Source organism: Puia sp. (assembly GCF_035546395.1).
Taxonomy (GTDB): domain Bacteria; phylum Bacteroidota; class Bacteroidia; order Chitinophagales; family Chitinophagaceae; genus Puia.
This window is the reverse complement of sequence record NZ_DASZXR010000018.1, coordinates 1-12417: the sequence shown is the minus strand read 5'-3', so window position 1 is coordinate 12417 and position 12417 is coordinate 1. Positions and strand designations below refer to the sequence as shown.

The 12417-nt window shown below is 58.6% G+C and carries 8 protein-coding genes; 1 reads left to right on the top strand and 7 read right to left on the bottom strand.

Features of this window, described 5'->3' with window-relative positions:
• Nucleotides 1-4 precede the first annotated feature (4 nt).
• From VHE34_RS25555 to VHE34_RS25540, 4 genes are all read right to left on the bottom strand, one after another.
• On the bottom strand, nucleotides 5-1057 hold the full coding sequence (locus VHE34_RS25555; protein ID WP_325593271.1) for a glycoside hydrolase family 43 protein: 1053 nt from the start codon (nucleotides 1055-1057) through the stop codon (nucleotides 5-7).
• On the bottom strand, nucleotides 1057-2607 hold the full coding sequence (locus tag VHE34_RS25550; RefSeq protein WP_325593269.1) for a RagB/SusD family nutrient uptake outer membrane protein: 1551 nt from the start codon (nucleotides 2605-2607) through the stop codon (nucleotides 1057-1059). Before VHE34_RS25550 ends, VHE34_RS25555 begins: the two co-directional genes overlap by 1 nt.
• Before the next feature lie 16 nt (nucleotides 2608-2623).
• Nucleotides 2624-6037 carry a TonB-dependent receptor gene (locus VHE34_RS25545; RefSeq protein ID WP_325593267.1) on the bottom strand — a complete coding sequence of 1138 codons (3414 nt, stop codon included), beginning with the start codon at nucleotides 6035-6037 and terminating at the stop codon, nucleotides 2624-2626.
• Nucleotides 6038-6207: 170 nt separating this feature from the next.
• The gene (locus VHE34_RS25540; protein ID WP_325593265.1) at nucleotides 6208-7254 is read right to left on the bottom strand and encodes a FecR family protein; all 1047 of its coding nucleotides are present in this window, start codon (nucleotides 7252-7254) and stop codon (nucleotides 6208-6210) included.
• A 90-nt stretch (nucleotides 7255-7344) separates the two neighbouring features.
• Between VHE34_RS25540 and VHE34_RS25535 the strand changes: the two genes are divergently transcribed.
• Nucleotides 7345-9729 carry an ABC transporter permease gene (locus tag VHE34_RS25535; RefSeq protein WP_325593263.1) on the top strand — a complete coding sequence of 795 codons (2385 nt, stop codon included), beginning with the start codon at nucleotides 7345-7347 and terminating at the stop codon, nucleotides 9727-9729.
• Nucleotides 9730-9762: 33 nt separating this feature from the next.
• Here the strand turns inward: VHE34_RS25535 and VHE34_RS25530 are convergent, their stop codons facing one another.
• From VHE34_RS25530 to rlmN, 3 genes are read right to left on the bottom strand one after another with little or no spacing between them, the layout of a single operon-like run.
• Entirely contained in the window at nucleotides 9763-10647 is an 885-nt protein-coding gene (locus VHE34_RS25530) for a pirin family protein (RefSeq protein ID WP_325593262.1), read from the bottom strand.
• Nucleotides 10648-10707: 60 nt separating this feature from the next.
• Nucleotides 10708-11283 (bottom strand): Crp/Fnr family transcriptional regulator, encoded by a 576-nt coding sequence (locus VHE34_RS25525; RefSeq protein ID WP_325593260.1) that lies wholly within the window; start codon nucleotides 11281-11283, stop codon nucleotides 10708-10710.
• A gap of 9 nt (nucleotides 11284-11292) precedes the next feature.
• The gene (gene rlmN / locus VHE34_RS25520; RefSeq protein ID WP_325593258.1) at nucleotides 11293-12342 is read right to left on the bottom strand and encodes a 23S rRNA (adenine(2503)-C(2))-methyltransferase RlmN; all 1050 of its coding nucleotides are present in this window, start codon (nucleotides 12340-12342) and stop codon (nucleotides 11293-11295) included.
• Nucleotides 12343-12417: the final 75 nt, after the last annotated feature.

Genomic DNA, 12417 nt, shown 5'->3' with positions numbered 1-12417 from the left:
GTGGTTATTCCCCACCCGGTTTGGGCATCGGCTTACCGGTGGCGACGGGTGTGCCGAAGTTGGGTGAACCGTCGGCATTCCAGGTGAAGGGCTGCATGCGGGGGCTGCGGGCGTTGCCGCAACCCTGGCCGGCCTGTGAGTTGGCGTGATAGAGCAGCCAATTTTGCTTGCCGTCGCGCGAAATAAAGAAGCCGTTGTGGCCGGGAGCGTAAGCGTTGTTGGCGGCCGCGGTGGTGAATACGGGATTTTGGGCCTTGGTCCAGTCGGCGGGATTGAGGGGGTCGCCTCCCGATCTAAGGGTCAACAGGCCGAGGCAGTAGTTGTCCTGCCAGCAGCCGGTGGCCGAATAGGTGAGGAATAACTGTCCGCCGGGATTGATCAACGCCTCAGGGCCTTCGTTTACGAAGGGCAATCCGCCGGTGGAACCCTGGCGTTCCCATGGCAGGGTCGGGCGCGAAAGGAGCACCCGCGGGCCTTTTGGCGTGAGTGGATCGGCGAGCTCCGCGATATAGATATCCTGTTCGACGTTGAGCGTGTCGGGCCAGCCGGACCAGATGAGGTAACGTTTGCCGTTGTAGTCGAAGGCGGAGGCGTCGATGGCCCAGCGGTCCGCGGTGGTGTCGGCGACCTTTCCCTTGAACGTCCAGTTGAGGGTGGTGGGATCGGCGTTGTCGTTCTCCAGTGCGTAGATGCGATGGTGAAAGTTGTCGCCGTCGTCGGCCGCGAAATACATGTACCATTTGCCATCAAAGAAATGCAGTTCGGGCGCCCAGATCTCCTTGCTGTAGGGACCGGTGGCGGGCGGCGTCCAGATGGTGATCGGCCGGGCATTGTTGAGGGCCGACATTTTGCCGGTCGGCCATATCGCCAGGTGATCGCCGGTGGTGTTGGTGTAATAATAGGTGGTGTCCTTTTGGATGACCCAGGGGTCGGGGCCGCTGTTGAGCAGGGGGTTGGTGAAAGTGGTGGTGTCGATGGGGGGCGGCGTGACGCCGCCCCCGTGGGTGTTTCCCTTGCCGCAGGCAAGGGCGAATAGGATTAAAAAAAATTTACGCATCAGTAACCGGGATTTTGTTTGAGATTGGGATTGACGTCGATATCGAACTGGGGGATCGGGAAGAATTCATCCCGGCCGGTCTTGAAATAGGCGAAGCCGGCATCGCGGGCGGCGAGACCGGTGCCGAGGTCGCCCCAGCGTGCGAGATCTTCCCAGCGATGGCCTTCACCGGTCAGTTCGGTGATGCGTTCATGCTTCAGCTGGTTGAGGAAATCCGTTTGGCTGAGGCCGGGTTTTGCTGTGCTGAGTGGCGCCAGCCCCGCGCGGACCCGCACCTGGTCGACATAGGGATAGGCCTGCGAGGTCTGGCCCTGTGCGTTGAGGGCTTCGGCGTAAAGGAGCAGCACATCGGCATAGCGGATATATCGATAGTTATTCCCCGAGTGGAACACTTCGCCGGTCATCAGCGAATCGTCGAGCTGCTTGCGGAAACACACTTCGTTCACGTTGCTATGAGGAATGCCGGGCGCCGCCAGCCCCAGCTGGTTCCAGGGTTTTCCGTAGGCGAGGGTAAAGGCGGGGCCCCGTTCGTCGGTGCTGTCATAGAGGAAGGTGGCGGGCAGCCGCGGATCGCGGTGACCATCGGCTGTCTGTTCCTTCAGGAATTCCCAGACGACCCAGCGACGGGCCTGTCCATCGGTGAAGCCTACGGGCGAGGGTGCGAAGAAGGGTGGGATCGAAGTGCCATAATTGAGATTATCCGAGGTGCCGGGTTGCGTGTCGTCGTCGTGGGTATCGTTCGGGTTCACCTTGTTCTGCCATTCGAACACGGATTCGCTGTTGTTCTCGGAGGTTTCGATAAAGTTCGAGCGATAGTTCGGGACCAGCGAATATAGGGACTTGCCGGGGCCGGTGACGAGCCATTCGAAGGCCGCCTGGGCCTGCTGCCATTTGCGTTGCTGCATATAACATTTACCGAGCATCGCATAGGCGGCGCCTTTTGTGGCCCGCCCGACATCGGCGGCGTCATAGCTGGGGGGCAGGGCGGCGGCGGCATCGGTGAGATCCTGTTCGGCCTGGGCGAAGACACTGTCCTGGGACTTTGTGGCCGGGTACTCGCCGGGTTTGGGTTCATGGAGCTGGATGGCGACATTGCCGAAGGTGGTGGCGAGGTTGAAGTAGAAGAACCCGCGCATGAACTTTGCCTCGCCGATCAGCTGGGATTTGACACCCGCGTCCATTGGAATGGCCGGGACGTTGTCGATGACCTGGTTGCAGCGATTGATCCCAATGTAGTCATCCTGGTAGACCGTAGTGATCTGCCAGTCGTTGTAGTCGGTGATGTTGAAGACGTCGTAGACGTTGACGATATCCGGGTTGGGGCTGGTGCTGTAGCCTTCGTCGGAGTGGATCATCGTAAAGAAGTAGAGATTCCGGGCGAGGCCCACGCGGTGATAGGTGCTGTAGATGGCTGCGACGCCTTGCTGGGCATCGGTGGCCGTCTTCCAGAAGCTGGCCGCGGTGGCGTGATCCGGGTCGGTGAGGGTGAGATCTTTCTTACAGCCCGCGATAGCGGTGATGAGGATCGATATGGTGAGTAGTTTTTTCATTGTTACCTTTTTTGACTTAGAAATCAAATTGCAAACCGGCTGACAGTACGCGGCTGGGGGGCCAGTTACCCGTATCGAAGCCCCGGGCGATGATGGAGTTGCCCATCACGTCGGGGTCCAGCCCTTTGTAGCCTGTAAGAGTGATGAGGTTCTGGCCGCTGATGTAGACGCGGGCATTGTTGATCCCGGCGGCGGCCAGCGTCTTTTTGGGCAGCTGGTAGCCGATCTCGATGTTGCGGATGCGGACATAGCTGCCGTTCTCGAGCCAGCGGGAGGTTTGCGCCATATTGTTGATCGATACCGTGGGATCGCCCGGATTGTCCACGGCGAGGCGGGGGTCGCTGCCATTGGGGTTGCTCGCCGACCAGGGGTTGATGGCCTTGCGGAAATTGGTCAGCTGGTAGCCGTCGAGGACATGGCGGACGTCGTCATATATTTTATACCCGAAGATGCCGACCAACTGGATATTGAGGGTGAAGCCATGGTAGGAAGCGTTGAACTGGGCGCCGGCCTGCAGGGAGGGCCAGGGGGAACCACAGTACTGGCGATCCTTATTATCGATGACGCCGTCGCCGTTCTCGTCGATGTATTTGACATCGCCGGGTTTGGCATTGGGTTGGATCACCTGGCCGGCTTTATTCTTGTAATTGTCGATCTCGTCCTGGCTTTTGAAGATGCCGGCCGTTTTGATCATATACCATTGACCGATGGAGTGACCCACCTGGGCGCGGATAAAGTTCGTAGCCTCGAGATAGTCCACCTTTGTGCCGGTGGCGTCCACGCCCTGGTTGCCTACGGACAACACTTTATTGCTTATGGTCGTCAGGTTACCCGAGATATCCCATTTGAAATCCCGCTGGCGGGGGCTGCGGTACGTTACGGCCAACTCGATGCCTTTGTTGCGGATGGAGGCCGCGTTGGTGACCGTTTGCTGGCCGGTCGCCTGTACCGTGCCGAGATACATCGGTTGGGGCAGCGCGACCAACACGCCGTTCGAGGTGGAGGTGTAGAGATCGGCGGAAAGGCTAAGGCGATTGCCGAGGATGTTGGCGTCGAAGCCGGCATTCTCCTCCTTGCGTTCTTCCCAGCGGATATCGGGGTTGGAGAGGGCCGCCTGGTATTGGCCGACCACGACGTTCTGGTTGACGCCATAGATCGCCCGGGGGCTGTTGTTGAGCACTGACAAATAGGGGAAGGAGCCATAGGCGTCGAGGCTGCTGCTGATCCCCAGCTTGCCCCAGCTGCCGCGGACCTTCAGCTCGTCGATCCAACTAACATGGAAGAACTTCTCCCGGCTGATGCGCCACCCTGCGGCGACGGAGGGGAAGTAGCCGGTGCGATTGCTGGGGCCGAAGCGGGTATCCTGGTCGATCCGGCCGGTGAGGGTCAGCAGGTAGCGGTCGTCATAATTGTAGTTGATGCGGCCGAGATAGCCATGCTGGCGCCAGAGGACGTCGGTGCCCCCGTCGGTCGAGCTGGCGCCGACGGCCGTGCCGATGGTGGTGAACTGCTGGCCGCCGATGGTTTGGAGCAGCGTGCGGCTGGCGATGGTGTAATCATCCTGCTGTTGGGTCCGGGAAAAACCGACCACCGCGCTGAGGCTATGAAGGCCGAAGGACTTGTTGAAATTGAGGGTGTGTTCGAGGAGGAAATTGGTGAAGGTCCGGCGATCGTTGGAGACGCTGGTGTTCGGCGGCTGGTTGTTGTATCGCCAGATGCCTGTGTCGCGGATCTCGTTGCCGTAGTTGAAGCTTGCCCAGGCGCCCATGTTAAAGCGGTAGCTGAGCCAGGGGGTGAATTTGAAGTCCGCGTAGGCGTTGCCGATGATCTTGAAATAGTTGAAGTTGATGCGATCGAGCGCGGCGACGGCGGCGTAGTTGCTGGCGTAGGTGGGTACGTCGTTGGTGCCCATGCCCCAGCCGGCGGGATTGGAGGGGATGGTGGTGTATTGCTGGCCCTTGACCGCGATGATGGGAAGCATGGAGGGCGCCTCATAGAAAGCGTTGATGCCGGCGCCGGGGTATTCCCCACTGGAGTTGCTGAGCATCAGGTTCTCGCCGACGGTGAGGCGGCCCTTGTGTGTCTCGGTGTTGATGCGAAGGCTGGCGCGCTGGAAGTCGTTGCCGATAAGGACGCCTTTGTTGCTGTAGTAGCCGCCGGAGATCAGGTAGCTGCTGGTGTGGCTGCCGCCGGAGATGCTGAGGTTGTAATCCTGGTCGTTGCCCGTGCGCGTGACGGCGTCCTGCCAGTCCGTTTTGATGCTGTTGTTCGCCACCTGGGCGGCGACTCCTGCGGGAAGCGTAATACCGGAGTTGGCGTATTCCGTCTGGACGGTCTTGAGATAGTCGGGGGCCGACATGACATCCCATTTCTTCGGCAGGGTCTGTATCCCGAATTTACCGGTGACCGAGAACTTTGCGGCGCCTTCGCGGCCTTTTTTTGTCGTGATGATGATCACCCCATTACCCGCGCGGGACCCATAGATCGCCGCGGCGGAAGCGTCTTTGAGTATCTGGACGCTGGCCACGTCGTCGGGGTTGACGGTAGCGTCGACGTCGGCGAGCATCCCGTCGATGACGTAGAGGGGCGAGGTGTTGGTGAAGCTGGCAACCCCGCGGATCTCCACGGTGGGGTTGCTGCCGGGGTTGCCGCCGGTGCGGACCGTCACGCCGGGGACCAGGCCCTGGAACGATTCGGCGACATTGCCGGTGGTGAGCTTACCGGCATCTTCCATATTGATGATCCCCGTGGCGCCGGTGAGGTCCTTGCGACGGACCGTCTGGTAGCCGATGACCACCGCTTCGTTGAGGTTGGTCGTCTCGGGGGCGAGGGTGATGTTGAGGTTGGTCTTGCCGTTCAGCGGCGCTTGTTGTTGTTGATAGCCGACATAGGAGAAGACCAGGGTGGCGTTGGAATTGGTCACATCGATGCTGAAGCTGCCGTCATCGCGCGTGGTGGTGGCGTTGTTGGTGCCTTTTTCCTGTACGGTGACGCCGGCCAGCGGTTCGCCTTTGGCATTGACGACCTTTCCCGTCACCGGTGGGGCGGGTGCTTCGGTTACCGCGAGTTCCTGGCGGGCCGGTTGAGGGGTCCCGCCGCGACTGATGACGACGAGATTGTCGCCGAGCTTCCGGTATTTCAGGGGGGTGCCTGTGAGGACTTTTTGAAGGACCTCGTCGATGCTTGCTTCCTTGACGTTTATCGTGACCAGCTGTTCACGGGGGATGACGTCGTCGTTGTAGACAAATCGGAAAAAGCTTTGGTTCTCGATGGCCCGGAAGACCTTTTTCAGCTGCACCTTTTCGAGCCGGAGGCTAATGCTGTGCTGCTGGCCGTAGAGACGGGCGTAGGATTGGGTGGAGAAGACGAGGACCAGCAAAATGGCAAGTTTCATCATCAGCAGGTATTTGATGAGTGGAGGACATTGCATAATTTAGTGTTGATAGTAATGGATAGTTGATTGCCCTCGCGGGCAATTGCTGTCTTGGACGGGGTGAACTCCCGTTTTTATCGGGCGGGGGATGTTGCGAGCATCTTCCGCCTTCTTGTTTGTCGGGGGTGGTTATGTGTGGAATTTCATATGCGGCAATTTTTCGTTAGTTATGGGGTAATGATGACTTCTTTTTTTCGTATCGTATAGTGGAAGTCGCTGGAGATACGGAGGGCCTCCAGGACTTCCGGCAGGCTTTCTTCCTCGAAGTTGCCGGTGAAGCGGCGGAGTTTCAGGTTGTCGTCGGTGATGGTGACGTGAACCCCGAACCATCGTTCGAGCATAAAGCCGACCTCTTCGAGGGTACGGTCATCAAAATACAGCTGATTCTTTGTCCAGAGGGTCTCGATGATGCTGCTGTCCTTTTGCTGGCGGTGGATCCTGCCGACGGTGATGAGCGGCTGATCGGCGTCGGGTTCGGGTTTCTTTATGGAGGTGACGACCGCCTCGTTGTTGTGCACCGTGATCTTCTCCTCGGGGTGCAGGATGATCTTTTTGTCGGGATTGTTGCGGAGCGTGACTTCGACGGAGCCCTGGAAGAGGCTGGTCTCGGTGTTGTATTCCTTGCTGTAGCTGCGGAGGTTGAAGGTGGTGCCGAGGACGAGGACGTCGACGGTGGAGGTGTGGACGCGGAAGGGGTGGTCCTTGTCTTTGGCGACGTCGAAATAGGCTTCGCCGGTGAGTTCGACATCCCGGCCGGTGTTGTTTACTTTATAGGACAGGCGGCTGTCGGCGTTGAGCCAGACGGTGGTTCCGTCGGGGAGCTGGACTTTGGAGCGGGAGCCCGGGCGGGTGGTGACGGTGTTGGATTCGTTGTTGGGGGTGGTGGGTTTGAGGAGGTAGATGGCGGCGGCGGCGAGGAGGACTGCTGCCGCGGCGGCGATCCAGGGTTTCCGGATCTTGGGGTGCTTTTCATATTGGAGGGTCGGTTCGGAGAGGTGGTTGCTGAGGCGCTGGAGGTGGCGGCTGAAGTTGGACTCGTCCACCGGGGTTTGTTTGGGGCGGCTTTTGTAGAGGTTGGTATAGAGTTCGAGGCGCAGATTCCAATCGGGGTTGGCTCGGAGGAGCTGCGCCAGTTCTGTTTTTTGTTCGGGGGTCGCTTCGCCGGCGAGGTCGAGGCTGACGAGGGACCAGAACTGTTCTTCGGAGGGGTGCATGCCTATAGGAGGGTGGGGCGGGAAAAATAGTACCAAGGGGGGCAAAAAAAAGACGATGTTTGTTCCGCATTTGTCGCAACTCCTCTTTTTATGCTGATCAACTACCTTACCATCGCCTGGCGCAACCTGACGCGCAACCGGGTCTATTCTATTATCAATATCCTGGGACTGGCCCTGGGGATGGCCATCGTGTTGCTCATCGGGGCATGGATAAACGATGAACTCAGGTATAATAAATCGTTTGCGAACTATTCGCGGATCGTGGACATCCGGCATCATTCGACACATAATGGGCACACGCAGACCCGGGACCAGGATTGCTTCCCGCTGGCGGGGAAGTTGCGGGAACAATATGCGGCCGATTTCAAGCGGGTAGCGGTGAATAGCTTTCCTGACGGCCATATCCTGCAGCGGGAGGGCGCGGACCCGATCGTGAGCACCGGCATTTTTGCGCAGTCGGACCTGGCCGATATCGTCTCGCTTCGAATGCTGGCGGGGTCATCGAGCCTGGAAGACCCCAGCTCGATGTTGCTGAGCCGGAGCCAGGCCAGGGCGCTGTTTGGGGAGGGTGTGGCGTTGAATAAAAGCATCCGGATGGACAATAAGATGGTGTTGAAGGTAACGGGTATCTATGAAGATATCCCCGAGAACAGCGACTGGAAGGGGAGGAACTATATCGTCAATTGGACGGCTTTCGAGCAGTCGGCGAGCTGGGTGAAGGGCGTCGAGGGGGAATGGAACGCCAATTCATTTGGCATCCTTGCGGAATTGCAACCGGGCGCCGATGTCGAACGGGTGAATGCGCGGATCAGGACAGCATTGGACGGGCATGGCCGGAATGACAAGCCCGTGGTGCTGGCCGTCCCGATGTCGCGCTGGCATTTGTATGGGGAATGGAAGGAGGGCCGTAACACGGGCGGGGCTATCCGCTATCTCCGGATGTTTGGCAGCATCGGGGTGTTTGTGTTGTTACTGGCCTGTATCAATTTTATGAACCTGGCGACGGCGCGGAGTGAGCGGCGGGCACGGGAGGTCGGCATCCGCAAGTCGATCGGGTCGATGCGGGGGCAGCTGGTGCTGCAATTTCTCGGGGAGTCCCTGCTGATGGCGATGTTGGCGGCGGGTCTGGCGGTGTTGCTGGCCGAGCTGGCATTGCCGGGGTTCAGCGCGCTGGCAGGGAGCCGGATCACTCTTGAATTGGGTTGGCGGTTTTGGGCGGTGTATTCGGCATTGACCCTGCTCGTCGGGGTTATTGCGGGGAGCTACCCGGCTTTATATCTTTCTTCCTTTAATCCGGTGAAGGTGCTGAAGGGTACCTTCCGCGCGGGTGCGGCGGCGGCGATCCCGAGGAAGGCGCTGATCGTGTTGCAGTTCGTCGTCTCGATCTCGCTGATCATTGGGACGGTCGTGGTGTTCCGGCAGATCGCTTTTGTGAAGAACCGGCCGGTGGGTTATGCGCTGGAGGGTTTATTGTCGGTGGAGATGAACACGGACGATCTGGTCCATCATTTCAGAGCCATACGCGACGAGTTGTTGGAGACCGGCGCTGTTGTCGATATTACTCAATCTACGAATACGCCGACGGGCGGGGCCTGGCAGCAGAGCGGGTTCAACTGGGCCGGGAAGGATCCCAATGTGACGCCGGGGTTTGACATCAGCTTTGTCACGCCGGAATTCGGCAAAACCCTGGGTTGGCAGGTGGTGAAGGGGCGGGATTTCTCGCGGCAGTTTGCGACGGATTCGGCGGCGATACTGGTCAACGAGGTGGCCGCGAAGTATCTTGGATTCAAGGAGCCGGTGGGTTCGGTTGTCAATTACCTCTACAGCAGCCGGGCCGACAACCGGTACCGGATCATCGGGGTGGTGAAGGATATGGTGATGCGGAGTCCGGAGGAGACGGTGAAGCCGGCGATCTATATGATCGACACGTCGAATTCCAACTGGATCCTTGTGAAGGCGAATCCGGCGAGGAGCCTGGCTTCGACGATTCCGGTGATAACGTCGGTGTTTCATAAATATAATCCCGGCGCACCGTTTGATTTCCGGTTCGAATCGGAGTCCTATGCGCGGAAGTTTTTGAGTGAGGAACGGGTGTTGCGGCTGGCGGTGTTCTTTACCGTCTTTGCCATTTTTATCAGCTGTTTGGGATTGTTTGGGTTGGCGAGCTTTATGGCGGAGCAGCGGGTGCGGGAGATCGGGGTGCGGAAGGTGTTGGGGGCGAGTGTGCCGCAGCTGTGGGCGTTGCTTTCCCGGGAGTTTGTGCGATTGGTGGGGATTGCATTTCTTATTGCGGCGCCGATGGCGTGGATGGGGATGAATCGGTGGTTGGCGGGGTACGATTACCGGACGACGGTCGGGGTTTCGGTGTTCATTTATACGTTTGGGTTGGCGCTATCGATCACTTTGTTGACGGTGAGCTGGCAGGCGGTCCGGGCGGCGACGGCGAACCCGGTGCGGGCGTTGCGGTCGGAATAAAAATACCCCCGGCGCAAGCCGGGGGCGTTGGAGTTATTTTAGTGTGCCGAATTTGCCGGACTGGGCTTCGTGGATGGACTGGATGAGTTCTTCCTTTGTGTTCATGACGAAGGGGCCGTAGGCGGCGATGGGTTCGTTGATGGGTTCGCCGCTGAGGAGTAAAAGGGTGGCGGATTCGGTTGCGGTTATGTTTATCTCTTCGCCTTCATTGGCGAACAATACAAAACTGTGGTTGGGTGCAGACTGGCCGTTGACTTCCACGCTGCCTTTGATCACCAGCAGGGCGGTGTTGTAGCCGGAGGGTGTCGCCGTGGTGAACTGCGCGCCGGTGTTGAGGTCCAGGTTGGCCGCGATGACAGGGGTGTAGGTTTGGGCCGGGCCGGTGGTTCCATTAACGGTGCCGGCGATGACGTTGACCTGGCCCTGGTTGTTTTCGAGGACGAGCTTTGTGACCTGATCGGCCGTGATGGCCTGGTAATGGGGCTTTGTGAGCTTATCCTTTTTGGGAAGGTTCACCCAGAGCTGTACCATTTCGAAGGGGCCACCCTTCTTTGAATAGTTCTCTTCGTGGTATTCCTTATGGAGGATGCCTGCCCCGGCGGTCATCCACTGGACGTCGCCGGGATGGACGACGCCGCTGTTGCCCGCGCTGTCGTGGTGGGCGACGCTGCCTTTGTAGGCGATCGTCACGGTTTCGAAACCTTTATGGGGATGGACGCCTACGCCGCGGGCGCGGTTGGAGGGTGCGAAATCGACCTCGGCTGCGAAGTCGAGCAGGAGGAAGGGGCTGATGCGTTGTTGGGGTACGGAGGTGGCGGGGTTGTCGCCGCCGGGGATATAATTATAGACCCGGAAGCCGTCGCCGACCATGCCGGGGGCGAGGGGTTGGGGGATGATGCGTTCGATGTTCTTTGTCATATTGTTATCTCCTTGTGTTGCAAAGGTACGATGGGGGCGAGGCGAGCGGAATAATGTAGATTAAGCGCGGGTGTTGAGCATCTTGCTAAGGAATTCGGGGGTGACGCCGATGTAAGAGGCTATCTGCTTTTGAGGCAGGCAGTCGATAAGCGAAGGGTAAAGTCGGCAGAATTCGGCGTAGCGTGCTTTTGCGGGGAGGCTGAGGATGTTGACGAGCCGCGCCTGGTGGGCGGCGAGGGCGTTCTGGGTGAGGATGCGCCAGAAGCGTTCGAATTTGGGGATGCGTTCGTAGAGATCTTCGATGTCGGCTTCGGTGATAAAGATGACTTCGCTGTCTTCGAGGGCGTCGACGCTGAGGATGGAAGGGCGTTGGTGGATCATGCTGCCGAGGTCGCCGACCCACCAGCCGGGTGGGGCGAACTGGATCACGTGTTCGTTGCCGTTGTTGTCGATCGAGTAGCTGCGGAGGAGGCCGGAGATGACGAAGGTCGGTCCGCGGGAGATGTCGCCTTCGCGGGTGAGGAATTGTTTCTTTTTTACCGCTTTGTAATGCAGGATGGACATGAAGTGGGCCTGTTCCTCCGGGCTGAGGGTGATATGGCGGGCGATGCTCTGTAGCAGGAGGGTGGCGTCCATTCGGGGTGTTTATTGGTCTTTGTTGGCGAGCTGACCGCAGGCGGCGTCGATGTCTTTTCCGCGGCTGCGGCGGAGGCGGGCGTTGACGCGATTCTTTTCCAGGTGATTCATGAACTGCTCGATGGCATTCTCTTCGGGCTTTGAAAAGAGCGCTTGCTCGATGGGGTTGTATTCAATGATGTTGATGAGATCGGCGGGTACTTGACGGTAAATTTTGATCAATTCGTCGGCGTCTTGTTTGCTATCGTTGAAGTCTTTGAAGAGGATGTATTCAAACGTGATCTCGTTGCCGGTCTGCTGATAGAAATAATTCAATGCTTCGATGAGGGCCTTGATATTGTTGGTCTCGTTGATGCCCATGATCTCGTTGCGCTTTTGGTCGTTGGCGGCGTGGAGGGAGAGGGCGAGCTTGAAGCGGACCTTGTCGTCCCCTAGCTGCTTTATCATCTTGGCGACGCCGGCGGTGGAGACGGTGATGCGCCGGGGGCTCATGCCCAAGCCATCATTTGGATTCGTGATCCTTTCGATGGCTTTGAGGACGTTTTTGTAGTTGAGTAGCGGCTCGCCCATACCCATGAACACGATGTTCGTGAGCTTCTTCTCGTAGACGCGCTCTGATTGTTGGTTGATCAGGACGACCTCGTCGTAGATTTCGTCGTAGTCGAGGTTGCGTTTGCGTTGCATGTAGCCGGTGGCGCAGAATTTACAGCTGAGACTGCAGCCGATTTGGGAGGAGACGCAGGCGGTCTTGCGTTCGTCGGTTGGGATGAGGACCCCTTCTACCAAATGGTGATCGGCGGTGCGGAAGCGGCTTTTGATGGTGCCGTCTGCGGAGTATTGGGTGGCGTCGACGGTGAGGGCGGGGAAAGAGAAGTGGTCGGCGAGGCGTTGGCGCAATTCTTTGCTGAGGTTGGTCATGTCGTCGAAGTGGTGGGCATGTTTTTGCCAGAGCCATTCCCAGACTTGCCTGACGCGAAATTTCTTTTCGCCGAGGGTTTCGAAGTATTGTTCTAACTCACTCAGGCTCAGATGCCTGATATTCTTTTTCTCCGTTGTCATTGCCATAATTTGTGCCGGCTTAAAGCGGCAAAGGTACGATTTTTTAGGCGGCCCGGCGCGTCGCGCCGGGCCGCC

What these genes read in the sequence shown, in the direction of transcription:
- VHE34_RS25555 (WP_325593271.1), bottom strand. Translation starts at nt 1,057, where the DNA reads ATGCGTAAATTTTTTTTAATCCTATTCGCCCTTGCCTGCGGCAAGGGA.
- VHE34_RS25550 (WP_325593269.1), bottom strand. Translation starts at nt 2,607, where the DNA reads ATGAAAAAACTACTCACCATATCGATCCTCATCACCGCTATCGCGGGC.
- VHE34_RS25545 (WP_325593267.1), bottom strand. Translation starts at nt 6,037, where the DNA reads ATGCAATGTCCTCCACTCATCAAATACCTGCTGATGATGAAACTTGCC.
- VHE34_RS25540 (WP_325593265.1), bottom strand. Translation starts at nt 7,254, where the DNA reads ATGCACCCCTCCGAAGAACAGTTCTGGTCCCTCGTCAGCCTCGACCTC.
- VHE34_RS25535 (WP_325593263.1), top strand. Translation starts at nt 7,345, where the DNA reads ATGCTGATCAACTACCTTACCATCGCCTGGCGCAACCTGACGCGCAAC.
- VHE34_RS25530 (WP_325593262.1), bottom strand. Translation starts at nt 10,647, where the DNA reads ATGACAAAGAACATCGAACGCATCATCCCCCAACCCCTCGCCCCCGGC.
- VHE34_RS25525 (WP_325593260.1), bottom strand. Translation starts at nt 11,283, where the DNA reads ATGGACGCCACCCTCCTGCTACAGAGCATCGCCCGCCATATCACCCTC.
- rlmN (WP_325593258.1), bottom strand. Translation starts at nt 12,342, where the DNA reads ATGACAACGGAGAAAAAGAATATCAGGCATCTGAGCCTGAGTGAGTTA.